The sequence below is a fragment of the Serratia sp. LS-1 genome, assembly GCF_003719595.1.
GTDB lineage: Bacteria > Pseudomonadota > Gammaproteobacteria > Enterobacterales > Enterobacteriaceae > Serratia > Serratia ureilytica.
The window spans coordinates 3,073,499-3,096,267 of the sequence record NZ_CP033504.1 but is presented as its reverse complement, the minus strand read 5'-3'; the positions used below and the strand labels follow the sequence as shown (position 1 = coordinate 3,096,267).

21 protein-coding genes are annotated in these 22,769 nt (G+C 60.2%); 13 read left to right on the top strand and 8 right to left on the bottom strand.

The annotated features are described in order from the left end of the window. Window positions 1–82: 82 nt before the first annotated feature. Window positions 83–1,759: a nitrate/nitrite two-component system sensor histidine kinase NarQ gene (gene narQ / locus EDY99_RS14875; RefSeq protein ID WP_046687603.1), complete on the bottom strand. Its 1,677-nt coding sequence runs from the start codon at window positions 1,757–1,759 to the stop codon at window positions 83–85. Window positions 1,760–2,146: 387 nt separating this feature from the next. Here narQ and nudK point away from each other — a divergent pair, with 387 nt between their 5' ends. Further along, complete coding sequence (gene nudK / locus EDY99_RS14870) at window positions 2,147–2,722, top strand: GDP-mannose pyrophosphatase NudK (RefSeq protein ID WP_033643990.1); 576 nt, start codon at window positions 2,147–2,149, stop codon at window positions 2,720–2,722. A 50-nt stretch (window positions 2,723–2,772) separates the two neighbouring features. Here the strand turns inward: nudK and tkt are convergent, their stop codons facing one another. The 3 genes from tkt to rpiB all read right to left on the bottom strand — a co-directional run bounded on the left by tkt (window position 2,773) and on the right by rpiB (window position 6,388). Then, window positions 2,773–4,767 (bottom strand): transketolase, encoded by a 1,995-nt coding sequence (gene tkt, locus EDY99_RS14865; protein WP_033632127.1) that lies wholly within the window; start codon window positions 4,765–4,767, stop codon window positions 2,773–2,775. An 18-nt stretch (window positions 4,768–4,785) separates the two neighbouring features. After that, the gene (gene tal, locus EDY99_RS14860; protein WP_016926754.1) at window positions 4,786–5,736 is read right to left on the bottom strand and encodes a transaldolase; all 951 of its coding nucleotides are present in this window, start codon (window positions 5,734–5,736) and stop codon (window positions 4,786–4,788) included. Window positions 5,737–5,929: 193 nt separating this feature from the next. Beyond that, window positions 5,930–6,388, bottom strand: coding sequence for a ribose 5-phosphate isomerase B (gene rpiB, locus EDY99_RS14855; RefSeq protein ID WP_033643988.1), 459 nt, complete (start codon window positions 6,386–6,388; stop codon window positions 5,930–5,932). A gap of 318 nt (window positions 6,389–6,706) precedes the next feature. Here rpiB and EDY99_RS14850 point away from each other — a divergent pair, with 318 nt between their 5' ends. From EDY99_RS14850 to EDY99_RS14825, 6 genes are all read left to right on the top strand, one after another. Further along, entirely contained in the window at window positions 6,707–7,819 is a 1,113-nt protein-coding gene (locus EDY99_RS14850; RefSeq protein ID WP_033643987.1) for an alcohol dehydrogenase catalytic domain-containing protein, read from the top strand. A gap of 66 nt (window positions 7,820–7,885) precedes the next feature. Beyond that, window positions 7,886–9,154 carry an MFS transporter gene (locus EDY99_RS14845; RefSeq protein WP_101453260.1) on the top strand — a complete coding sequence of 423 codons (1,269 nt, stop codon included), beginning with the start codon at window positions 7,886–7,888 and terminating at the stop codon, window positions 9,152–9,154. 35 nt (window positions 9,155–9,189) lie between these two features. Then, a complete protein-coding gene (locus EDY99_RS14840) occupies window positions 9,190–9,960 on the top strand; it encodes an SDR family oxidoreductase (protein WP_049866701.1) in 771 nt (256 codons plus the stop codon). A gap of 29 nt (window positions 9,961–9,989) precedes the next feature. Further along, complete coding sequence (locus EDY99_RS14835) at window positions 9,990–10,991, top strand: dihydroxyacetone kinase subunit DhaK (RefSeq protein ID WP_060660386.1); 1,002 nt, start codon at window positions 9,990–9,992, stop codon at window positions 10,989–10,991. Window positions 10,992–10,994: 3 nt separating this feature from the next. After that, window positions 10,995–11,651 (top strand): dihydroxyacetone kinase subunit DhaL, encoded by a 657-nt coding sequence (gene dhaL / locus EDY99_RS14830; RefSeq protein ID WP_123061880.1) that lies wholly within the window; start codon window positions 10,995–10,997, stop codon window positions 11,649–11,651. Window positions 11,652–11,746: 95 nt separating this feature from the next. After that, window positions 11,747–12,709, top strand: a complete 963-nt coding sequence (locus EDY99_RS14825) for a sugar-binding transcriptional regulator (RefSeq protein ID WP_004936575.1) — start codon at window positions 11,747–11,749, stop codon at window positions 12,707–12,709. A gap of 65 nt (window positions 12,710–12,774) precedes the next feature. On the opposite strand, the gene EDY99_RS14820 is transcribed toward EDY99_RS14825, so the two are convergent. Continuing rightward, window positions 12,775–13,368: a lytic polysaccharide monooxygenase gene (locus tag EDY99_RS14820; RefSeq protein ID WP_033643984.1), complete on the bottom strand. Its 594-nt coding sequence runs from the start codon at window positions 13,366–13,368 to the stop codon at window positions 12,775–12,777. Between the two features lie 404 nt (window positions 13,369–13,772). Here EDY99_RS14820 and EDY99_RS14815 point away from each other — a divergent pair, with 404 nt between their 5' ends. Next, window positions 13,773–14,714, top strand: coding sequence for a LysR family transcriptional regulator (locus EDY99_RS14815; RefSeq protein WP_025303805.1), 942 nt, complete (start codon window positions 13,773–13,775; stop codon window positions 14,712–14,714). Window positions 14,715–14,799: 85 nt separating this feature from the next. On the opposite strand, the gene EDY99_RS14810 is transcribed toward EDY99_RS14815, so the two are convergent. Further along, complete coding sequence (locus tag EDY99_RS14810; protein ID WP_123061879.1) at window positions 14,800–16,299, bottom strand: glycosyl hydrolase family 18 protein; 1,500 nt, start codon at window positions 16,297–16,299, stop codon at window positions 14,800–14,802. A 293-nt stretch (window positions 16,300–16,592) separates the two neighbouring features. On the opposite strand from EDY99_RS14810, the gene EDY99_RS14805 reads away from it, so the two are divergent. The 5 genes from EDY99_RS14805 to maeB all read left to right on the top strand — a co-directional run bounded on the left by EDY99_RS14805 (window position 16,593) and on the right by maeB (window position 20,336). Then, the gene (locus EDY99_RS14805) at window positions 16,593–16,919 is read left to right on the top strand and encodes a phage holin, lambda family (protein ID WP_033643982.1); all 327 of its coding nucleotides are present in this window, start codon (window positions 16,593–16,595) and stop codon (window positions 16,917–16,919) included. Next, on the top strand, window positions 16,909–17,310 hold the full coding sequence (locus tag EDY99_RS14800) for a M15 family metallopeptidase (RefSeq protein ID WP_123061878.1): 402 nt from the start codon (window positions 16,909–16,911) through the stop codon (window positions 17,308–17,310). The genes EDY99_RS14805 and EDY99_RS14800 overlap by 11 nt, the downstream gene beginning before the upstream one ends. Then, window positions 17,307–17,687 carry a DUF2570 family protein gene (locus EDY99_RS14795; protein WP_046687600.1) on the top strand — a complete coding sequence of 127 codons (381 nt, stop codon included), beginning with the start codon at window positions 17,307–17,309 and terminating at the stop codon, window positions 17,685–17,687. The genes EDY99_RS14800 and EDY99_RS14795 overlap by 4 nt, the downstream gene beginning before the upstream one ends. Then, window positions 17,668–17,841, top strand: coding sequence for a hypothetical protein (locus EDY99_RS24635; RefSeq protein ID WP_004936544.1), 174 nt, complete (start codon window positions 17,668–17,670; stop codon window positions 17,839–17,841). The genes EDY99_RS14795 and EDY99_RS24635 overlap by 20 nt, the downstream gene beginning before the upstream one ends. A gap of 215 nt (window positions 17,842–18,056) precedes the next feature. After that, window positions 18,057–20,336 (top strand): NADP-dependent oxaloacetate-decarboxylating malate dehydrogenase, encoded by a 2,280-nt coding sequence (maeB, locus tag EDY99_RS14790; protein ID WP_016926766.1) that lies wholly within the window; start codon window positions 18,057–18,059, stop codon window positions 20,334–20,336. Between the two features lie 49 nt (window positions 20,337–20,385). Here maeB and mmuM read toward each other — a convergent pair whose 3' ends face one another. Together mmuM and mmuP are read right to left on the bottom strand one after the other, a co-directional pair. Continuing rightward, a complete protein-coding gene (gene mmuM, locus EDY99_RS14785; RefSeq protein ID WP_123061877.1) occupies window positions 20,386–21,324 on the bottom strand; it encodes a homocysteine S-methyltransferase in 939 nt (312 codons plus the stop codon). After that, complete coding sequence (gene mmuP / locus EDY99_RS14780; protein WP_033643976.1) at window positions 21,314–22,723, bottom strand: S-methylmethionine permease; 1,410 nt, start codon at window positions 22,721–22,723, stop codon at window positions 21,314–21,316. The genes mmuM and mmuP overlap by 11 nt, the downstream gene beginning before the upstream one ends. Between the last annotated feature and the right edge of the window lie 46 nt (window positions 22,724–22,769).

Here is a 22,769-nt window from a genome sequence, read left to right as displayed (position 1 = left end):
ATAGCGGCAATCAGCGCCGTAAACCTCCCCGGACGGCCTTCCGCCCGGCGGCAACCGTAACGCAGAATGAACAGCCGCAAGGTCAGGGCGAGAATGTCAGGCAAACCGCCGTGCCGCCGCCGCTTCTGCGCTGAATGTGCAGCGTTCCTCCCAATCGCGCCGCGCGTTCGCTCATGATGGTCAAACCATAATGCCCTTCCGGTTCCTCCAGACTGGCGATGCCGCAACCGTCGTCGGTAATGCTGAAAACGTTGTCGCCTGCGGCGTTGACCTCGCAACACACCGTAATCTCGTTCGCCCCGGCGTGCTTGACGGCATTGAGCACCGCCTCGCGCACGATCTGCAGCGCGTGCACCTGCTGCTGGGCGTTGAGCGCCTGCGAAGACAGCCGACAGTGTAACTGAATCCGCGCGGGGGTTAGCGCTTTTAATGGCTGCAACAGCTGCTCCAGCGCGGCGTTCAGATCCGCCTCCTGAATGTTGAGGCGGAAGGTAGCCAGCAGCTCTCTCAGTTGGCGATAGGCATCGGCCAGCGTGCGATCGAAATCGTCGATAATGGTCTGCGCCGCCGGATCGGCGGCGCTGCGCCGCAGCAGCGTCAGCTGGATGCGCAGGAACGACAGCGTCTGCGCCAGCGAATCGTGCAGCTCGCGGGCGATGGTCGCACGCTCTTCCATCAACAGCAGATATTGGTGCTGCTTTTGTGCCCGGTTGAAGTAAACGCCGCGGCCCAACATATTGGCCAGGCTCTGCATCAGGTGAGGATGCGGCGGGTGTGCCTCGGGCTGCCAGCGCAACTCGCCCAGCGGCTTGTCGCCCTGGGTGATCGGCAGCGCGTTCCAGGCCTGCGTCGGCGCCGCTTCCCCTTCGCTCAGCCGCCACTGGCCCTGGCCGTCCGCTACGTTCAGCTGGATGCAGCGCAGCCGTTCGCTTTGGCGCACGATGCGCAGCACATTTTCGAACGCCTGCTGATCGAGCTGGCGCACGCTCAGCGCCTGCGAGCAGCGATACAGCACCTCAAGCGTTTCATTGGCCTGCTGCAGACGTTGGGTTTTTTCCTGTACCTTCAGCTCCAGCGACTGATAGAGCCGGGCCAGTTCGTCCGACATGGCGCTGAAGGTTTGCGACAGCACGCCGAGCTCGTTCGGCAACGTCACGTCCAACTGTGGGTGGTGAAAATCCCCTTGTTGCACGCGCTGGCTGGCGTCGACCAGATGTTGCAGCGGGGTGACCACCTGGCGGCGCATAAAACGAATGCAAAACAGCACCAGACCGATGATGGCGGCGTAACCCAGCACGCTGACGGCGGCCACCAGGGTCAGTTTCAGTTCGGAATAGCGCTGCAGGGCGGACACGAAATGGTCAACGCGATTGACATGGCCGGCGACCTCCGCCCGATAGGCGATCGCCTGCCCGTTGCGGATCTGCCGCTCCATCGTTTGCCACGCCTGTTGCAGCGCCAGGTAATGGTTGCGCACCTCGGCCGGTACGTAGAAGCGCGCCAGTTTTTGCAGCGCCGGCGCCTGCAATGACTGCCGGTATTGCTGCAGGTGCAGCTCCAGTTCTGGGCTCTGTTGGTCGAGATCGAAGGCCAACCGGTAGCTTTGCATGCGCAGCGAACCGGCGATATTGATCGCTTCGGCATCACTCTGGCTGCCGGCGACGGTGGTCAACGCCAACCCGGTGGCGAGCACCGACAGTATCACGATGCCGAACAGCGCTTTGGCCAGGCTGCCGGTCACGGAACGTTTAACAAGCAATCAAGGATCCTTCTCTCAGGTAGGGCGCGTCGCCAGTTTCATTCGAAAGCAAAACTATAACTTTTGCAACTAAAATGCACCGCGATTTGTATCAAGTTGTCAACAAAACGGGAACAATTGTGGTTGTGTAATCAAATGAATAGCGAAACGCCCGTCGATTTTCAGCGGCGGGCCGGTTTCCTCTGACGATTTGTCTTTGGGGGGCGAATCGCACTGGGTTTTATGCAATCTCATGCGCCTGAGCGCGACTTATTTTTCATTATTTTAAGCAATGTTAAGTCCCGGCTTGTCCGGCGGGGCGCGGTGTGATTTTTGTTGCAAATCGTCTGCCGCGGCGCGGCCTAATCGCGGTATGATCTTCACGTTGTCACGCAAGGGAAAAGGGTTATGTCGTCGAAAATTGAGAATGTGAAGAAAGAGCTGCTGTCGGACAACTGGTATGTGCTGCACAAGTACACGTTCGATCTGAAACGCAAAAACGGCGGTTCGGTGCAACAGGTGCGCGAGGTCTACGATCGCGGCAACGGCGCCACCATTTTGCTGTATAACCGCGCCAAGGGCACGGTGGTGCTGACCAACCAGTTCCGCATGCCGACCTACGTCAACGGCAACGAGAGCGGCATGCTGCTCGAGGCCTGCGCCGGCTTGCTGGACGCCGACTCTCCGGAGCAGTGCGCGCGCCGCGAAGCGGTGGAGGAGACCGGTTTTCAGGTCAGCGAGGTGAAGAAAATCTTCGAAGCCTACATGTCGCCGGGCGGCGTGACCGAGATCGTGCACTTCTTTATCGCCGAATACCATGACGATGAGCGGCGCGCGGCCGGCGGTGGCATTGAAGATGAAGATATCGAAGTGATCGAACTGCCGTTTCGCGACGCGGTGGCGATGATCGCCGATGGCCGGATTAAAGACGGCAAAACCATCATGCTGCTGCAGTATTTGCAGATTCATCGGGTGATGGAATAAAAAAAGCCGGTCATGATGACCGGCTTTTTTATCGGCTTGCACCCGGCGGCTTACTTCAGCAGCGCCTGCGCCTTGGCCACCACGTTGTCCACGGTGAAGCCGAACTCGGCGAACAGCTGCTCCGCCGGCGCCGACTCACCGAAGGTGGTCATGCCCACGATAGCGCCGTTCAGGCCCACGTACTTGTACCAGTAGTCCGCGATACCCGCTTCCACCGCCACGCGCGCCGTTACCGCTGCCGGCAGCACCGACTCGCGGTACGCCGCATCCTGCTTGTCGAACGCGTCGGTCGACGGCATCGACACCACGCGCACCTTGCGGCCCGCCGCGGTCAGTTTGTCCGCCGCCTCCACCGTGATACCCACTTCGGAGCCGGTGGCAATCAGGATAACGTCCGGCGTGCCCGCGCAGTCTTTCAGCACGTAGCCGCCGCGGTACACGTTCGCCAGCTGCTCTGCGGTGCGCGGCTGCTGGGTCAGGTTCTGGCGCGAGAACACCAGCGTGGTCGGGCCGTCGTTGCGCTCGATGCCGTACTGCCACGCCACCGCCGATTCCACCTGGTCACACGGGCGCCAGGTGCTCATGTTCGGGGTCACGCGCAGGCTCGCCAGCTGCTCCACCGGCTGGTGGGTCGGGCCGTCTTCGCCCAGACCGATGGAGTCGTGGGTGTAGACGAACACGTTGCGCAGCTTCATCAGCGCCGCCATGCGCACCGCGTTGCGGGCGTATTCCACGAACATCAGGAAGGTCGCCGAGTACGGCAGGAACCCGCCGTGCAGCGCGATGCCGTTGGTGATGGCGGTCATGCCGAACTCGCGCACGCCGTAATGAATGTAGTTGCCCGCCGGGTCAACGTTCAGCGCTTTCGAACCGGACCACATGGTCAGGTTGCTCGGCGCCAGGTCGGCGGAGCCGCCCAGAAACTCCGGCAGCACCTTGCCGAACGCTTCCAGCGCGTTCTGCGACGCCTTGCGGCTGGCGATGTTGGCCGGGTTGGCCTGCAGTTTTTCCACGAACGCCTTGGCGTCCGCTTTCCAGTCCGCCGGCAGCTCGCCGTTCATGCGGCGCTTGAACTCGGCGGCCAGTTCCGGGAAGGCCCTGGCGTAGGCGGCGAACTTGTCGTTCCAGGCCGCTTCTTTGGCCTGACCGGCTTCCTTGGCGTCCCACTGGGCGTAGATGTCCTGCGGAATTTCAAAGGCGGCGTATTTCCAGCCCAGCGCTTCGCGGGTGGCGGCCACTTCGGCGGCGCCCAGCGCGGCGCCGTGCACGTCATGGGTGCCGGCCTTGTTCGGCGAGCCGAAGCCGATAACGGTCTTGCACATCAGCAGCGATGGCTTGTCGGTCACCTTGCGGGCTTCTTCAATCGCGGCCTTGATGGCGTCCGGGTTGTGGCCGTCGACGTTGCGCACCACGTGCCAGCCGTAGGCTTCGAAACGCAGGGCGGTGTCGTCGGTGAACCAGCCGTCGACGTGGCCGTCGATGGAGATGCCGTTGTCATCGTAGAAGGCGGTCAGCTTGCCGAGCTTGAGGGTGCCGGCCAGGGAGCAGACTTCGTGCGAAATGCCTTCCATCATGCAGCCGTCGCCCATGAAGGCGTAGGTGTGGTGGTCGACGATGTCGTGACCAGGGCGGTTGAACTGCGCCGCCAGGGTGCGTTCGGCAATGGCGAAGCCGACGGCGTTGGCGATACCCTGGCCCAGCGGGCCGGTGGTGGTCTCAACGCCCGGGGTGTAACCGTACTCCGGGTGGCCCGGGGTTTTGGAATGGAGCTGACGGAAGTTTTCCAGCTCGCGCATCGGCAGGTCGTAGCCGGTGAGGTGCAGGAGGCTGTAAATCAACATGGAGCCGTGGCCGTTGGAGAGCACGAAACGGTCGCGGTCAGCCCAGTGCGGGTTAGTCGGGTTGTGGTTGAGGTAGTCGCGCCACAGGACTTCGGCGATGTCCGCCATGCCCATAGGGGCCCCCGGGTGGCCGGAATTTGCTTTTTGTACGGCGTCCATGCTGAGTGCGCGGATGGCGTTGGCAAGCTCTTTACGAGAAGACATAACGAAACTCCAGTGCGATTACAGTTGAGCGGCCAACATGTCTTCCAGCTTCTGCTGGTCGACGGCGAACAGGCGGATGCCTTCGGCGAGTTTTTCTACCGCCATGGCGTCCTGATTGTGCAGCCAGCGGAATTCCGCTTCGGCCAGCGGAGCGGGTTGGTGGAAGCCCTCGGTCGAAGGGGTCAGCTTGCGTTCGACCGGCTGCTCGCTGTTTTTCAGCTGCTCCAGCAGGTTCGGCGCGATGGTCAGGCGATCGCAGCCGGCCAGCGCCAGGATCTGCTCAACTTTGCGGAAGCTGGCGCCCATGATCACCGTCTGGTAACGATGACGCTTGTAGTATTCATAGATGGTGCGCACCGATTTCACGCCCGGATCCTGATCGGCGTCGTAGTCGGCGGCAGGCTGTTTAGCCTGGTACCAGTCATAGATGCGGCCGACGAACGGCGAGATCAGATACACGCCGGCTTCGGCGCAGGCGCGGGCCTGAGCGAAGGAGAACAGCAGCGTCAGGTTGGTGTTGATGCCTTCTTTTTCCAGCTCTTCGGCGGCTTTGATGCCTTCCCAGGTGGAAGCCAGCTTGATCAGGATGCGCGATTTGTCGATGCCCTGTTCCTGATACATGCCGATCAGTTTGCGCGCTTTGGCGACGCACATGCCGCGGTCGAACGACAGGCGGGCGTCCACTTCGGTGGAGATGCGGCCCGGCACGCTTTTGAGGATCTCGACGCCGATGTTGACTGCCAGTTTATCGCTGGCGTTGATCAGCTGGGTTTCCTTGCTGCCGCCCTGGCGGCGGGCATACTCCAGCGCTTCGGTGATCAGCGCTTTGTACTGCGGCAGCGCGGCGGCTTTCAGGATCAGCGAAGGGTTGGTGGTGGCGTCCTGGGGTTCGAACTGGCGGATGGATTCGATATCGCCGCTGTCGGCGACCACCGTGGTCAGCTGCTTGAGTGCGTCTAATTGATTCATTGATAAGCTCCTTGACCAAGCTCAACGTAGGGAAATGAGAACCTTTTTCATCATAGGGGGAACACACTGCATCATCGGATCGAGAATGAAAATGCGCTTTTTCTGATTGTTGCGATGGATAATAACAATGAATGACGAATAAACCCAGGCGGAGCGCGGCTTGCGCGCGACCGCCATCGAGACTGCAGGCGGTTTAACGCCGACCGACCGCGTTTTCGTAATAGCCGATCCGCTCGACTTTCGGCGCCGAACCTCCCCCTTCAAACTCCGATTCCAGCCAGGCATCGACGATGGTTTTCGCCAGTTCGGCGCCGATGACCCGCGCGCCCAGCGTGATGATCTGCGCATCATTGCTTTTGCGCGCCCGTTGGGCGGAGTAGGTATCGTGACATTGCGCCGCGCGAATGCCGGGCACTTTATTGGCCACGATGCTCATACCGATGCCGGTGCCGCACAGCAGGATCCCCCGCCGATGTTTTTCCTCCCGTATCGCCTGCGCGACGCGATAGGCGATATCGGGATAGATCCCCGTTTCTGCGGTGCGATCCGTCGTGTAGTCAATGACGGGAATGTCCCGTCGTTGCAGGTGGGCGACGATCAGATCCTTCAGTTCAATGGCGGCATCGTCGGCGCCGATGGCGATAGGCAGCATAGCGGTCTCCTGATTGGTAACGAAAAGGGCGGCGATCCTCGGTGGCGCCACGTTCATTACCGTATCCCTGTTTAATCAAATGTTCAATTGGTGTTCTTTTGTTTTTTGCCTGATTTTTCTGTTCCTCCCTTTAAAAGGTGACGATCGTCACTAAAAAAGGGGTTTTAATCGTTATTTATCCTCATGCAGACGGGTTTTTGAGCGATATCACAGTTTGGCAAGTTCTCTGTGGGCAAATTGAACGCGTGACGTTAGTGTTCATTTGTTCTTTGTTTGTGTTATTGATCATAAAGAGTCACCCTACCAGAGGAGAGTGCTATGTGTCAGACCTGCATGACAGAGGCGAAAATGGCGGACGGTATCCCCGAGATCATGAAGGCGGTTGTGGCGTACGCCCCGAAAGATTACCGCCTGGAACAGGTGCCGGTACCGAAGATCGGCCCGAAAGAGATCCTGGTGAAGATCGAGGCCTGCGGCATCTGCGCCGGCGATGTTAAAGCGTTCGAAGGGGCGCCCAGCTTCTGGGGCGATGAAAAACAACCGGCATACATCAAGGCGCCGATGATCCCCGGTCATGAGTTTATCGGCCACGTGGTGGGATACGGCGAAGGCGTCGAGGGCTTCAATCTCGGCGATCGGGTGATATCAGAACAGATCGTTCCCTGTTGGCAATGCCGCTTCTGCAACCGCGGCCAGTATTGGATGTGCGAAAAGCATGACCTGTACGGTTTCCAGAAAAACGTCAATGGCGGCATGGCCGAGTACATGAAGTTCACCAAAGAGGCGATTAACTATCACGTACCGGCCGATCTGCCGATCGAAAAAGCCATTCTGATCGAACCCTATGCTTGCTCCTTCCATGCGGTGCAACGCGCCAATATCAAACTGGGCGATGTCGTGGTGCTGGCCGGCGCCGGCACCCTGGGGCTGGGCATGATCGGGGCGATCAAAAAGTCCGGGCCCTCGAAGCTGGTGGTGCTGGATCTGTCCGACGAGCGTCTGGCGCTGGCGAAGCGCTTCGGCGCGGATGTGACGCTGAACCCGACCCGTGACGACGTGCCCGCGGCGGTTAAAGCGATGACCGACGGCTACGGCTGCGACATCTACATCGAGGCGACCGGCGCCCAAAAGTCCGTGGAACAGGGCCTGACGCTGATCCGCAAACTCGGCACCTTCGTGGAATTTTCCGTGTTCAAGGATCCGGTGACCGTCGACTGGAGCATCATCAGCGACCGCAAAGAGCTGGACGTGCTCGGTTCGCACCTCGGCCCTTACTGCTACCCGCTGGTGATCGAAGGCATCGCCAATGGCGATCTGCCGACCGAAGGCGTGGTGACGCATACGCTGCCGCTGGAACAGTTCGCCGAGGGCTTCGAGCTGATGAAGCGCGGCATCGGTTCAATCAAAGTGGTGCTTAATCCAAACCTCTGAAACCTGCATCGTTCTTCGGGTGCGGGTGAGCCTGCGCCTCCATAATCACATGTGCTGGGGTGTTCTATGTTGCATGGACTGATTCATCGCATTGGTCTGTCACCGAAACTGCTGCTGGGCTATGCCGGCGTGTTGGTGTTCATGATGGGCGAAGGGCTGGAACAGGGCTGGCTGTCGCCTTATTTGATCGGCAAGGGGCTGAGCATTCAGGAATCGGCGCTGTTGTTCAGCGTTTATGGTTTTGCGGCCGCGATCGCCGCCTGGTTTTCCGGCGTGCTGGCGGAAATCTTTACCGCCCGGCGGGTGATGTTGGCCGGCCTGCTGCTGTTTCTGTTCGGTTCGGTGTGCTTTTTGACGTTCGGCCTGCCGAGCAACAACCTGGCGATCATGGTGCCGACCTATGCGCTGCGCGGCTTGGGTTATCCGTTGTTCGCCTACGGCTTTCTGGTGTGGGTGGCGTATGAGGCGCCGCCGGAAAGGCTGGGGTCGGCGGTGGGGATTTTCTGGTTCGTCTACAGCGGCGGGCTCAGCGTGCTGGGCGTGCTGTATTCCAGCATCATGCTGCCTTATCTCGGCGAGATCCACACGCTGTGGAGCGCGCTGATTTTCGTCGTGCTGGGCGCGGTGATTGCGCTGATGCTCAATCGCGACGACGGCGTGGCACAGAGCGGCAACCGTGAAAAGGCGTCGCTGGGTTACGTCTTGAAGGGCATCACCATCGCGTTTGAAAACCCGAAGATCGGCCTGGGCGGCATCGTGCGCACCATTAATACCTCTGCGGCATACGGCTTCGTCGTATTCATGCCCATGTACATGATGGATATGGGATTCACCCGCACGCATTGGCTGCAGATGTACGCCGCGCTGTGGACGGTCAACATCATTTTCAACCTGATTTTCGGCGTGATCAGCGACGGGCTCGGCTGGCGCAATGTGGTGATGTGGTTCGGCTGCGTCGGCTGCGCCTTGACCACGCTGATGTTCTACTACGTGCCGCAATTCTTCGGCGCCAACTACCTGCTGACCGTTTGCGCCGCCGGTTTGTTCGGCGCCTGCCTGGCGGCGTTCGTGCCGCTGTCGGCCATCATGCCGTCGCTGGCGCCGGACAATAAGGGCGCGGCGATGTCGATTCTCAATCTGGGCGCCGGCCTGAGCACCTTTGTCGGCCCGGCGGTGGTGGGGCTGTTTATCGGCAGCCTCGGCACCGTTGGCGTGATCTGGATCTTTACCGGTTTGTACCTGTTCAGCGGCGTGCTGATGAAATTTGTCACGCTGCCGAAAGAAAGCGCGACGGCGCAGGAAGAACGCGGCGCGAGTTTGGCGAAAATATCCTGACCGAGGGTGAAGTTCACAGTTTTAAGGGGAAATTTATGATTAATCATCAAACTACGGCGCCGCGCGAGCTCTCGCTAAAGGGCAAGGTGGCGCTGATTACCGGCGGCGCTGCGGGGATCGGCCTCGCTATCGCCGAACGCTATCTGCAAAACGGCGCGCGCGTGGCGCTGCTCGATCGGGCGCCGCAGGTTGCGGAAGTGGCGCGACAGCTGGACGCCGAGGCGGCGCTGGGCGTCGTGGCCGACGTCACCGATGCCGCGTCGGTGGAGCGGGCGGTGGCGCAGATTGAGGCGCATTTCGGGCGGCTGGACGTGCTGGTCAACAGCGCCGGCATCGTCGCGCTGCATCCCGCTGAGGAACTGCCGGAAGCGGCGTGGGATGCAACCCTGGCGGTCAATCTGAAAGGCGTGTTTCTCACCTGCCAGGCGGTGGGTCGCCGTTTCATTCGCCAGCGCGGCGGCAGCATCATCAATCTCGCCTCGCAGGCCGGGGTGGTGGCATTGCCGAATCACCTGGCCTATTGCGCCAGCAAAGCGGGCGTTATCGGGTTGACCCAGGTGCTGGCGCTGGAGTGGGGGCCACACAACGTGCGGGTCAACGCCATTTCACCCACCGTGGTTTTGACGGAGCTGGGGCGCAAAGCCTGGTCTGGCGAGGTGGCTGAGCAGATGAAGCAGAAAATTCCGCTGCGGCGCTTTGCTGAGCCGCAAGATATCGCCGCCAGCGCCCTGTTTTTGGCCGGTGACGCGGCGGCGATGATCACCGGCGCCAACCTGGTGGTCGACGGCGGTTACACCATTCAATAATTTCTTATTCAGGCGACAGAGAGGCCGCGATGAACAGAATCATTAACGATCCCGATCACGTAGTGGAAGACGCCATTCAGGGCTATAGGCTGGCCCACCCGGACTATTACGCCGCCACTGACAATGCGCGGGTGTTGAAATATCCGCCGGCGCCGATCGCCGGCAAAGTGGGCATCGTCACCGGCGGCGGTTCCGGCCATGAGCCGGCGTTTCTGGGGTATGTCGGCAAAAACATGCTGGATGCCGTCGCGATTGGCGAGATTTTTTCATCGCCTACGGCGGGGGCTTTTCTCGACGCGTTCAAGGCGGCGGACAGCGGTGCGGGCGTCGCTTGCCTGTACGGCAACTACGCCGGCGACAACATGAACGTCAAGATGGCGATCAAGAAGGCCACGGCGGCCGGCATACGGGTGAAAACCGTGGTGGCCAACGATGACGTCGCCTCGGCGCCGGCCAGTGAGATCGATAAACGGCGCGGCGTGGCCGGAGAAATTCTGATGTGGAAGGTCGGCGCGGCGGCGGCGGCCAAGGGATACGATCTGGACGGCGTGATCGGCGCGGCGCAAAAAGCCATCGACCGGTGTCGTTCGATCGGCGTCGGCCTCAGTTCCTGCACCATTCCCGCGGTCGGCAAACCCAATTTTCATATCGAAGACGGCAAGATGGAGATCGGCATTGGCCATCACGGCGAACCGGGCATTGAGGTGTCGCCGATCCAGTCGGCGTCGGCGATGGCCGGCACCATGCTCGATTTCGTGCTCAACGACATGCCGCTGGAACAGGGGCATGAGGTGGCGTTGCTGATCTCCGGGCTTGGCGCCACGCCGGTGATGGAACTGTATATCTATTATGCCGAAATAGAGCGTCGGTTGACGGCGAAAGGCGTGCGGGTGCATCGGCGCTACGTCGGCAATTACTTCACGTCGCTGGAAATGATGGGCGTGACGCTGACGCTGATGACGCTGGATGACGAACTGAAAACGCTGCTGGACATGCCGGCGCAATCTTTAGGCTTAACCCAGGTGGAGTGAATCATGACGGAACAAATTTCAACCCGGTACGGCAGTGAGATCGTTACGGGGCTGATAGAAACCATTGTCGGCAACCGCGAATACCTGAGCGAAATCGACGGCGCCATCGGCGACGGCGACCACGGCATTAACATGTCGAAGGGATTCGCGATGTGCGGCGATGCCATTCGCGGCCGCGAGCTTACGTTGGCGCAGGCGTTCGATGCGGTTTCCGATGCGCTGATGGAGGGCATCGGCGGTTCGATGGGGCCGCTGTACGGTAGCCTGTTCATGGGCATGGCGGAGAGCGTGCGCGAGCGCAGCGTGCTGGATAAGCAGGCATTTTTGGCGATGTTGCACGGCGGTTTGCGCGAACTGCAGGACATCAGCAGCGCGGGCGTAGGGGACAAGTGTCTGATGGATACGCTGATACCGGCGGTAGCGGCGTTTGAGCAGGCGGCGGGGCGTGGTGACGACTTCGCCGCTGCGCTGGAACAGATGAGGATCGCCGCGGCGCGCGGGCGCGATTCCACGCGCGAGCTGGTGGCGAAAATCGGCCGCGCCAGCCGTCTGGGCGTGCGTTCGCGCGGCGTACTGGACGCCGGCGCGGTATCTTGCTGCCTGCTCTTGACCCGATTGGCGGACGAGGTGGAGCAACGACTGAATACCGTTGCCGCCTGAACGCGTTATACTAGCGGGCATTCAGCATTGTCGGAGGGGCGTGTATCGTCCCTCCGCCATGATTAACCGGCCTGCCGTGGGGAAACGTCTAACGGATGGAAAAACAAACTGTGTCCCAGGATAACGAACTGCTGACCGAAATCGCCGTTGCTTATTATCAGGATGAGATCACGCAGGAAGAGATCGCCAAAAAGTTCGGCATCTCACGGATCAAAGTCGGTCGTTTGCTCAAGCGCGCCAAGGAAGAAGGCATCGTCGAGATCAACGTGCGTTATCACCCGGTGTTCAGCACCCGGCTGGAACAGCAGATGATGGAACGTTTTCCCATCAGCCGCGCGCTGATCGCGCTCGATCATCAGGACGAAGAGGAACAGCGTCGGCAAGTGGCGGCGCTGGTGTCCAACTACCTGGCGATGTCGCTGAAAGACGATATGGTGTTGGCGGTCGGGCAGGGACGCAACGTGGCGGCGATCGCCGATCACGTCGGCAGCGTGACGGAGCGCAACTGCAAGTTCATCTGCGGCATCGGCGGCACCCACCGTCCGGGCGATGCGATCAACGCCGACCATATCAGCCGGCGTCTGGCGAAGAAGTTCGGCGGCAGCAGCGAGACGCTCTATGCGCCGGCCTACGTCGAAAATCGCGCGTTGAAAGACGCCTTCATGCAGAATGGCACGATCAAGGAAACGTTGGATCGCGCGCGTAAGGCCGATGTGGCGTTAGTCGGCATTGGCGACATGAATGAAAACAGTTATATGGTGAAATTGGGGTGGTTTACGCCGCACGAGATTATCGACGCCAGCCTTAATCAGGGCGTGATCGGCGACATCGCCGGCTATGACTTTTTCAATGCCCAGGGGCAGCATGTCGATACGGTGATGAATGACCGTGTGATTGGGCTGAGCATTGATGAGTTGCGCAAAATTCCGTGCGTGATCGCCATTGCCTCCGAGAATACCAAGGCGCTGGCGATTTTGGGCGCGTTGCGCACCGGCGCCATCGACATTATCGCCACCAGCGCGCTCAATGTGCGCACTATCCTCAACATGTCGCAATAGCGGCACCCGCAAAAAAGGGTTCAGCGCCAGGCTGAACCCTCCAGAGACATCCCCCTTTTGACGGATCAGTGGCTGAGGTTGACGTCGATCGCCTGATAGAAGGCGTTGGCGGTGTCGGCTATGTCCCACACGGCAAGGATCACGTGCGAACCGCTGCGATCTGCCGGTATGTTGCACTGGTGGGTGACCTGCGCGGCAGGGATGGCGCCGCCGTCGTTGAACTGGCAGAACGGCGTCAGGTCAAAGGAAGCGCGGGTCAGCGGTTGAGAAGCGTCCCAGTTCGGCTTGGTGATGAAATAGCGCCAGCTGGTGGTGCTGTGACGCGCGGTCAGCTTCCAGGTAAAGGAGTTCGGGCCGGTTTTCAGGTTGAGCTTGTTCCAGCGCGTCGGCGTTTGCTGATCCAGTTCGAAGAAGGTGGACTTGTTGGCGCTGGCGATATGGCCGTCAACCGGGCCGGCCTGCGGGAAGCCTTTCAGGCCTTCGACGCTCTGCGGTTCGTACTGCACGCTGCCGCACTGGGTGTTGAGCTGCAGTTTGCACTGGTAGGCGCGGCTGGCCGGCGACTCGACATAACCGTGAGCATTCGCCTGTTGCGAAACGCCGAACATGGCCGCGCTCAGCAGGCCCAGAGAGAGCAGGGTACGGGAAGTTTTGTTCATAAGTCACTCCTGACTGAAATTATGTTGTAAGTTGAGCGTATTTCACCGACAAAATGAGAGACTAATAACGCAATTAGAAATAACCCTCCTTGTCGGCTTGTTTTATTTTTATCATTCTGGTCGTGCGATAGAGCGGAATGTTTTAACGGCTATTAACGAAAATTATTATGATGACGATCTTTGATCGTTAGGCTGAATTTATTTAACTGTCGCTGTGTAAAAGTAGGGCGCTATGATGAATTTTATATCAGGTCGTGATGAATAGTATTTAAGATAGCGCTCTCATTTATGAAGTATATTGCTTGTTGCTATGAGTACCCTTGTTCGATTTGATCGATTTTTGTGCGCCACCACCTTGGGAATTTAGTGTCATTTTTCTTATTTTATTTTAAAGAGGAATTTGTATGACTAGATTATCCCTGGACGCGATTAAAATAATCAGCACCATCAAGAGCACCGGTTCTTTCTCTATGGCGGCGGAGGCGCTGCATAAAACGCCTTCGGCGATCTCTTATCGGGTTTCCAATATTGAAAGCAAACTCTGCGTGAAACTTTTTCATCGCAATGGCCCCATGATTACCCTGACGGATGAAGGGGAATTTCTCCTGCAGGAAGGCAGCTGGATATTAAATGCGGTGCAGGATCTGGAAAGCCGGGTGCGCAACATCCCCAAGCTGGACAATAATATCCGCCTGGCGGTAGACACCTTCTTCCCGTTGGAAACCCTGACGCAGGATATCCGCGACTATATTCAGCATTGCCCGAACGCCAGTATCTCGGTGCAGCGAGAAGCGTTGAACGGCACCTGGGATGCGCTGAAGAACAACCGGGCGGATCTGATCATCGCCATCGGCCAAATTCCCGACAGCGTGCAGGCTAAAACCCTGATGCTCGGCAAGCTCAACTTTGTGCTGTGCGTGTCGCCTTCGCACCCGTTCGCGGCGCAGAGAAAGCCGGTGTGCAAGAAACAGCGGTTGAACGACATCGTGGTGGTGATCGCCGACAGCAGCCATGAGCTGCCCAAGCGTAATCACGGCACGCTGCCCTTGCAGCGTCAGTTGGTGGTATGCGACGTGGAAAGCAACCTGGCGCTGCTCAAACGCGGCATCGGCCACGCTTTTCTGCCGCCTGCTTTGATCGAAAAGGAATTGGCCAGCGGCGAACTGGTGACGGTGCCGGTGGAGATGCAAAAGGGCGACGAAATGATTTGGCTGGCGTGGCACCCGGCCAGCAAGGGCGCCGGGTTTAACTGGTGGCATGAGCGGCTGACGCGCAAAAGCGATGTCTACAGCCTGATGGGCCGCGAAGTGGTGCGGGATGGCGGTTATCCTTGGTGCCACAACTGAAGGAATAGAGACGAAGGGACGCGAAAATCAAACGGTTAACTCAATGAAAACCCCGCAGCATTCGGCTACGGGGTTTTTTTACGGCTTACGCCACGCGGCCCACCTTCAGCCAGGCGCCGTCAGAACCGGGCGCCGAGGTGATGTAACCCCATTTGGTCTGCCAGACGTAACCCTGGTAGGACACCAGCGCGCCCTGCGCGTAAGTGGTGCCCGGCACATAAGCCGGCGCGGTCATGATCGGCAGGTTGCCGGGGCCGACGCCGGTGTAGCGCAGCCCGGTGCCCATATCCAGCTGGCTGTCGTCGTAGTCCGCGGCGTTGAAATAGCGATCCAGCGAGGCCAGCAGATCGCCGTTGCGGTTGTCTTGCCCCAGATGCCAGAACATCACGCCGCCCAACTGCTGCTGCTTGATGTATTTCGCTTTGTATTTGAAGCTCTCGGCATCGTCATAGGTGACGAACAGCCCTTTCTGCGCATGATACAGGTAAGGCGTTTTGGTCTTGTCGTTCCACAGCCGCTGATAGCCGTAGTTGCCCAGCAGCATCTGCTCCAGCTGGCGATAGGAGGCGATGCGCGGATCCTTGTCGCGCACGCACTCTTCGCAGCCCACCAGCCAGTAATCGGTGTTCGGGTACGGATCTTCGCCCGGCGTGCTGTGGCTGCTGTATTGCCCGCCGTTGCCGCCGCTGACGCCCTTGAAGGCGCGGCCGTAGAAGGGCACGCCCATCACGATTTTGGCGCTCGGCACGCCTTCCATCATCAGGTGTTGCTGCACCGCGGCGTCGACCGTCAGGCTGAACGGGCTGGGGAAGGCGCGGGTCAGCTCTTCCCAGCTCCAGCCCAGGTTGGCTTCGCGCAGCGCATTGTAGAAGGTCGGCCCGGCCGCATCGCCGAACAGCGCCGCCTGGTGGTTGGTTACCTTCTCCCAGGGGCCGGCCAGATCGTAGGTCATCAGGTTGATGTAATCGAGCGGCGCGACGATCTGCGCCAGCTTGCTGTAATAGCGCGACAGGAAGAAGGCGCCGCCGGCGCCGGCGATGGTCAACTGGTACGGCAACGCCTGGCGGCCGTCGGCGACGGTTTGCTGGTTCAGCAGGGTGCGGATCTCTTGCAGCGCGGCGATGAAACCGTCCACTTCCGAGGCTTGCGGGTACTCCCAGTCGATGTCCACGCCGTCGAAGCCGTAATCCTTCATGATGCGCACGCAGGATTGGGCGAACTTAGCGCGCGACGCCGGGGTTTTCACCGCGTTGACGTAGTTGGCGTGCGACACGCCCAGATCGTTGGAGTAGTACCAGCCGCCGATGGAGAACATGATGCGCAAGCTGGGGTTGTGCGCTTTGAGCGCGGTCAGACGGTTGACCACATCGCGCGCCTTGGCGTCGTTGGTGGCCGGATCCCAAGCGCATTCCAGATTGCTGTTGATATCCAGGAACGAGAAGTTAATGTGCGTCAGCTGTTTGGCTTTGGCCGGCGTGATGTTGGAAACCGGGAACGGTACGGCAGACGTATCGGTCTCGGTGTAATTATTGATTTGGTTGGTCGGAATAAAATAATACCCAATAACGGCTTTACGTGTGGACATGGCATTTCTCCAGAGTGGATGTTTTTCGATGGGGAAATATTTCCCGTTGCCATTAATGTTTATTTTTCGCGGAAATAACAGTCGAAACAAATCACGATAAGAATGAATTTTTTATTCACTGCCGCCTGCCTTGGCGTTTATGTGTTGTGCCAGCATTCAGCATGAATGAATTCGACCATAGGGCCTGTATTTATTCATTTGCTTTGTAATAGCATCCTTAACTAGATTCTGAGTATCCGATGTCCCACCGGCCGTGATTGGCATTTAATTAAAAATAAAAAAGGAGATGAGCTATGTCCAGCATAGAGCCTGACGCTGTTGGCTTAATAGTCCAGCGAGTATGTGAATATCTTCAGCCGGTATTGAACGCCATTCTGGCCGGCGTGATGGCGCTATTACACGGCGCCTATCGCAACGTGGGTATTCGGCGACGTTTATTGAATGCGGCGATGTGCGCGTTATTGGCCTGGACGGTGCGCGATGCGCTGGCGTTGATGGGCCTGGAATTAAACTGGGCGAATTTGGCCAGCGTATTGATTGGCTTTATGGGGGCGGATTACATCAACGCCTTAATTAAAAAATTCATCGGCAAAAAAACGGGGTTTAAAAATGTTAAATGACATCGAAGAGATTCGCTTTACCGCCCGCAGCGAAGAGAACCTGCGCGGCGTGCATCCGGATCTGGTGCGCGTTATTCGTCTGGCGCTGCGCTATTCCCTGGTGCTGTTTTCCGTCAGCGAGGGGCTGCGCAGCATGGCGCGCCAGCGGGAAATGGTGCGCGCCGGCAACAGCCAAACGCTGCGCAGCCGCCATCTGACCGGACACGCGGTGGACGTGGTGGCGATGCCGGCGGGCGTGGTCTCCTGGGAGTGGGATTACTACGCGCAAATTGCGGTGGCGGTGCGGCGCGCGGCGCGTGAATGCGGCATCAACGTCGAATGGGGCGGCGAATGGAAGACCCTCAAGGACGGCCCGCACTTCCAGCTGCCGTTTCGGGACTATCCGGCATGAGCGGCTGGCTGCAAAAACTGATGCAGGGCGGGTTGCTGCTGCTGTTGCTGGCGGCCATCTGCCTCGGCGGCTACAGCGCGTTGCTGTCGCATCAGTTGGTGTCCGCGCGGCAACAGGCGGCGGAATTGCAAAAAAGCCTGGCGCAGCAGGCGGGGCTGATCGCCACCCTGCAGACCCAGGATGCGCAAAATCGTGCGCTGATGGCGGCGCAGCAGCGGCAGGAACAGCAGCTGCGCCAACAACACGAGGCTTATCAGAGGAAATACCGTGAAGCGATTAAAAACGATCCCTGCGCCGCTCAGCCTCTGCCTGGCGCTGTGCTTGAGCTCCTGCGCCCGGCCGCCGGCGCCGCAGGCCGTGCCGCTGTTGCCCCCTGAGTCGGTATTTGCTCCCTGTGAGCAGCCGCAGTTGCAGGGGGAGACCTGGGGCGATGCGGTAAGCTATGCCCTGGCGTTACAAACCTCGTTACACATTTGCGCCGGCCAGGTGGAGACGCTCAACGCCTGGCGCGCCACGCTGCCGCCGCGCTGACGGCGGCGCTTGTCTGACTTGTCCCGCAGGCCTTCTTTTTTTACTTTTAAAACGGTCTTTCGACCAAGGTTATGGCGCGCTTCAAAGTTTGTGATGTTTCTCTCACTATACTTCAAGGCTGTGCCCTGTCATTGTACCTGGGCGCCATGGCCCACGGCAGGGCGCAGCCTCAAAGCCTTACCTCAACATAAAAGCAAAAAACAAAGGAATCCATAATGGACGAACAGCTCAAACAGAGTGCCCTTGATTTCCATCAGTTTCCTGTCCCAGGGAAGATCCAGGTTTCCCCAACCAAACCGTTGGCGACCCAGCGCGATCTGGCGCTGGCCTATTCGCCGGGCGTCGCCGCGCCTTGCCTCGAGATCGCCGAAGATCCGCTGGCGGCCTACAAATACACCGCGCGCGGCAACCTGGTGGCGGTGATTTCCAACGGCACGGCGGTACTGGGTCTGGGCAATATCGGCGCGTTGGCCGGTAAGCCGGTGATGGAAGGCAAGGGCGTTTTGTTCAAGAAGTTTTCCGGTATCGATGTATTTGATATCGAAGTGGATGAGCATAACCCTGACAAATTAATCGACATTATCGCCGCGCTGGAACCGACCTTCGGCGGCATCAACCTGGAAGACATCAAGGCGCCGGAGTGTTTCTACATCGAACAGAAACTGCGTGAGCGCATGAAGATCCCGGTGTTCCACGACGACCAGCACGGCACGGCGATCATTACCACTGCCGCGGTGCTCAACGGCCTGCGCGTGGTGAAGAAGAACATCTCCGATGTGCGGCTGGTGGTGTCCGGCGCCGGCGCGGCGTCCATCGCCTGCCTGAACTTGCTGGTGGCGCTGGGGCTGCGTCAACAGAACATCACCGTCTGCGATTCCAAGGGCGTCATCTATAAAGGCCGCGACGCCAATATGGAACAGACCAAAGCCGCCTACGCCATCGAGGATAACGGCCAGCGCACGCTGGGCGACGCCATCCCAAACGCCGACATCTTCCTCGGCTGCTCCGGCCCGGGCGTGCTGACGCAGGATATGGTGAAAACCATGGCGCGCGATCCGCTGATCATGGCGCTGGCCAACCCGGAACCGGAAATTCTGCCGCCGCTGGCCAAAGCGGTGCGCCCGGACGCTATCATCTGCACCGGCCGTTCCGACTACCCGAACCAGGTGAACAACGTCCTGTGCTTCCCGTTCATTTTCCGCGGCGCGCTGGACGTGGGCGCCACCACCATCAACGAAGAGATGAAGCTGGCCTGCGTGCATGCCATCGCCGATCTGGCGCTGGCGGAACAGAGCGACGTGGTGGCCTCCGCGTATGACGATCAGGATCTCTCCTTCGGGCCGGAATACATCATTCCGAAACCGTTCGATCCGCGTCTGATCGTCAAGATCGCACCGGCGGTGGCCAAGGCGGCGATGGACTCCGGCGTGGCGACGCGTCCGATCGAAGACTTCGACGCCTACGTGGAGAAGCTGGCGGAGTTCGTCTACAAAACCAATCTGTTCATGAAACCGATCTTCTCCCAGGCGCGCAAAGAGGTGAAGCGGGTGGTGCTGGCGGAAGGCGAGGAAGAGCGCGTGCTGCACGCCACGCAAGAGCTGGTGTCGCAGGGGCTGGCTTTCCCGATCCTGGTCGGCCGTCCGAGCGTGATCGAGATGCGCCTGAAAAAGCTGGGCCTGCAACTGACGCCGGGCAAAGATTTCGAAGTGGTGAACAACGAGTCGGATCCGCGCTTCAACGAATACTGGGGCGAGTACTACCAGATCATGAAACGCCGCGGCGTTTCGCAAGAACAGGCGCGTCGCGCGGTGATTGGCAACCCGACGCTGATCGCCGCCATCATGCTGCACCGCGGTGAAGCGGATGCGATGATCTGCGGCACCATCGGCAGCTACCACGAGCATTACGACGTGGTGAAGAACGTGTTCGGCTTCCGTGAAGGCGCGCACGTCGCGGGCGCGATGAACGCGCTGCTGCTGCCGAGCGGCAACACCTTCATCGCCGACACCTACGTCAACGACGATCCGACGCCGGAACAGCTGGCGGAGATCACCCTGATGGCGGCGGAAACCGTGCGCCGTTTCGGTATCGAACCGAAGGTGGCGCTGCTGTCTCACTCCAGCTTCGGCTCGTCTGATTGCCCGGCGGCGCGCAAGATGCGTAAAACGCTGGAGCTGGTGAACGAACTGGCGCCGGAGCTGGAGATCGACGGCGAAATGCACGGCGACGCCGCGCTGGTGGAAAGCATCCGTCACGATCTGATGCCGGACAGCCCGCTGAAAGGCTCGGCCAACCTGCTGATCATGCCGAACATGGAAGCGGCGCGCATCAGCTACAACCTGCTGCGCGTCTCCTGCTCGGAAGGGGTGACCGTCGGGCCGGTGCTGATGGGGGTGGCCAAACCGGTGCACATCCTGACGCCGATCGCCTCGGTGCGCCGCATCGTCAACATGGTGGCGCTGGCAGTGGTGGAAGCCCAGACCGAACCGCTGTAAGCCCGGGTTGAATGACTGGCCCCCTGTGCCGTTGGCGCCGGGGGCTTTTTTATGCCTTGCAGCGTGCAGCGATGGCGCGAATATCCTGCGGCGTAGTGCGGCAACAGCCGCCGATCAATTGTGCGCCGAGCGTGCGCCACGCCGTCGCCTGATCGGCCAGGCTGCCGTGTTCGCCGCCGCAGGCGTGCCAGGTTTTGCTCACCGCATCGTAGTGCTCGCCGGAGTTCGGGTAGACCAGCAGCGGTTTGTCGGCCAGCGCGCTCAGCTGACGCAGCGCCGGGGCGACCTTGTCCAGCGCGATGCAGTTGATGCCGATGGCCAACACCTGCGGATTGCCGCGCAGCGCGGACAGGACCTCCGTCAGCGGCGTGCCGTCGCTGAGGTGTTGGCTGTCGCGCAGGGTGAAGGCGAACCAGGCGCCGAGCGTCGGGAATTCCTGCAGCAGCGTCAGCAGCGCCTGCAGTTCAGCAAACGACGGCAGCGTTTCGCAGGCCAGCAGATCGACGCCGGCGGCGGCCAGCGCGGCGATGCGCGGGCGGTGGAAGGCAATGAAGTCATCCTGCGCCAGCCGGTAGTCGCCGCGGTATTCCGAGCCGTCGGCCAGATAGGCGCCGTACGGGCCCACCGAACCGGCGATCAACAGCGGCGTCGCCTGCGGGTGCGCGGCCAGATAATCGCGGCGTGCGCGCTGCGCCAGCTGCACGCTTTTGGCGATCAACGCCAGCGACTGAGCCTGGTCCAGGCCGCGGCGCGAGAAGCCCTGCGGCGTGGCCTGATAGCTGGCGGTGATAGCGCACTGGGCGCCGGCGTTGAAATAATCGAGGTGTACCTGATAGATAAGCTCGGGATTTTCAATCAGCACCTTGGCCGACCACAGCGGATCGGTCAGATCGCAGCCGCGCGCTTCCAGCTCGGTGGCCAGCGCGCCGTCCAGGATCAGCGTCGGCCGTTCGGCCAGCAAACGAGCGACGGGGTTGTTAACCGACATGTTGTTCTCCCAAAGCGTTTTTTTGCCCGGCGCGCCGGGTCAGGAAATAGGTGAGATAGCACAGGGCGACGAACGGCAGCCCGCAGTAGAGCGCGATGCGCTGCTCCGGATCGAACGCCAGCCCGATGCAGGCCAGCAGGCACAGCGCAAAGCCGAGGATCGGCGTCAATGGATAGCCGGGCGCGCGGTATTTCAGGCCGTTTATCGGCTGGCCGCTGCGCAGATAGGCGCGGCGGAAAGCATAGTGGGCGGCGCAGATGCTCAGCCACACCGCCACCACCGCAAAGCCGGAGATCGCCGACAGGGCGACAAACACCGTATCCGGCGCGATCACGCTGGTCAGCAGCGCCAGCACGCCGCCGAGCATGCTGAAGGTCAGGGCGTTGATCGGAATGCCGCGCGCATTGACGCGCGCAAAGTAGGCCGGCAGGGTGCGCTGGTGGGCCAGCGACCACAGCATGCGCCCCGAGGCGTACAGGCCGGAGTTGGCCGCCGACAGGATGGCGGTCAGGATCACGAAGTTGAAGATATCGGCGGCGTAAGGCACGCCGATGCGTTCAAACACCAGCACGAACGGGCTTTTGACGATCCCCGCCTGATCCATGGGGATCAACGCCGCCAGCACAAACACCGTGCCGATAAAGAACAGCATCAGGCGGATCACCGTGGTGCGGATCGCCAGCGGCACGACTTTCTCCGGGTTCTCGGTTTCACCGGCGGCGATGCCGATCAGCTCCGTGCCGGAGAAAGCGAAGTTCACCGCCACCATGGTCATCAGGATCGGCAGCGTGCCGTGCGGCAGCCAGCCGGAAGCGGTCAGGTTGTGCAGGAACGGCGCCGGCGTGCCGTCTTTCATCGGCAGCAGGCCGAACATGGCGGCGCCGCCCAGAATGATGAACGCCAGAATGGTCACCACTTTGATCAGCGAAAACCAGAATTCGCTTTCGGCGAAAAAACGGGTGGTCACGACGTTGAGCAGGAAAATGGCCGCGCAGAAGATCAGGCACCACAGCCACACCGGCGACTGCGGGAACCAGTACTGCATGCAGAATCCGGCCGCGGTCAGGCTGGAGCCCAGCGCCACCGTCCAGGTGAGCCAATACAGCCAGGCGACGGCATAGCCGGTGGCCGGCCCCAGATAGCGCGAAGCATAGACGTGAAAGGCGCCGGTTTCCGGCATTGCCACCGACAGCTCGCCCAGGCACAGCATCACCAGATACACCACCAGCGCGCCGATCAGGTAGGCCAGCAGCGTGCCGAGCGCCCCGGTGGTGGAGATGATGTAGCCGGTATTGAAAAACAGCCCGGTGCCGATCACGCCGCCCAGCGACAGCATCACCAGATGCCGGGCCTTCATGCTGCGTTTGAACTGCCCTGCGGCGGGCGCCGATGAGTGCATAATAATCTATCCGTATAGACGTCTAAATATCTGAATGGCTATTGGT

Excerpts from the sequence above, each read along its gene's own strand:
- mmuM (WP_123061877.1), bottom strand. The coding sequence starts at position 21,324 with ATGTCGGTTAACAACCCCGTCGCTCGTTTGCTGGCCGAACGGCCGACG.
- EDY99_RS14805 (WP_033643982.1), top strand. The coding sequence starts at position 16,593 with ATGTCCAGCATAGAGCCTGACGCTGTTGGCTTAATAGTCCAGCGAGTA.
- EDY99_RS14795 (WP_046687600.1), top strand. The coding sequence starts at position 17,307 with ATGAGCGGCTGGCTGCAAAAACTGATGCAGGGCGGGTTGCTGCTGCTG.
- EDY99_RS14800 (WP_123061878.1), top strand. The coding sequence starts at position 16,909 with ATGTTAAATGACATCGAAGAGATTCGCTTTACCGCCCGCAGCGAAGAG.
- nudK (WP_033643990.1), top strand. The coding sequence starts at position 2,147 with ATGTCGTCGAAAATTGAGAATGTGAAGAAAGAGCTGCTGTCGGACAAC.
- tal (WP_016926754.1), bottom strand. The coding sequence starts at position 5,736 with ATGAATCAATTAGACGCACTCAAGCAGCTGACCACGGTGGTCGCCGAC.
- EDY99_RS14815 (WP_025303805.1), top strand. The coding sequence starts at position 13,773 with ATGACTAGATTATCCCTGGACGCGATTAAAATAATCAGCACCATCAAG.
- EDY99_RS14840 (WP_049866701.1), top strand. The coding sequence starts at position 9,190 with ATGATTAATCATCAAACTACGGCGCCGCGCGAGCTCTCGCTAAAGGGC.
- EDY99_RS14810 (WP_123061879.1), bottom strand. The coding sequence starts at position 16,299 with ATGTCCACACGTAAAGCCGTTATTGGGTATTATTTTATTCCGACCAAC.
- EDY99_RS14850 (WP_033643987.1), top strand. The coding sequence starts at position 6,707 with ATGTGTCAGACCTGCATGACAGAGGCGAAAATGGCGGACGGTATCCCC.
- maeB (WP_016926766.1), top strand. The coding sequence starts at position 18,057 with ATGGACGAACAGCTCAAACAGAGTGCCCTTGATTTCCATCAGTTTCCT.
- EDY99_RS14825 (WP_004936575.1), top strand. The coding sequence starts at position 11,747 with ATGGAAAAACAAACTGTGTCCCAGGATAACGAACTGCTGACCGAAATC.
- EDY99_RS14845 (WP_101453260.1), top strand. The coding sequence starts at position 7,886 with ATGTTGCATGGACTGATTCATCGCATTGGTCTGTCACCGAAACTGCTG.
- rpiB (WP_033643988.1), bottom strand. The coding sequence starts at position 6,388 with ATGCTGCCTATCGCCATCGGCGCCGACGATGCCGCCATTGAACTGAAG.
- mmuP (WP_033643976.1), bottom strand. The coding sequence starts at position 22,723 with ATGCACTCATCGGCGCCCGCCGCAGGGCAGTTCAAACGCAGCATGAAG.
- EDY99_RS14820 (WP_033643984.1), bottom strand. The coding sequence starts at position 13,368 with ATGAACAAAACTTCCCGTACCCTGCTCTCTCTGGGCCTGCTGAGCGCG.
- tkt (WP_033632127.1), bottom strand. The coding sequence starts at position 4,767 with ATGTCTTCTCGTAAAGAGCTTGCCAACGCCATCCGCGCACTCAGCATG.
- dhaL (WP_123061880.1), top strand. The coding sequence starts at position 10,995 with ATGACGGAACAAATTTCAACCCGGTACGGCAGTGAGATCGTTACGGGG.
- EDY99_RS14835 (WP_060660386.1), top strand. The coding sequence starts at position 9,990 with ATGAACAGAATCATTAACGATCCCGATCACGTAGTGGAAGACGCCATT.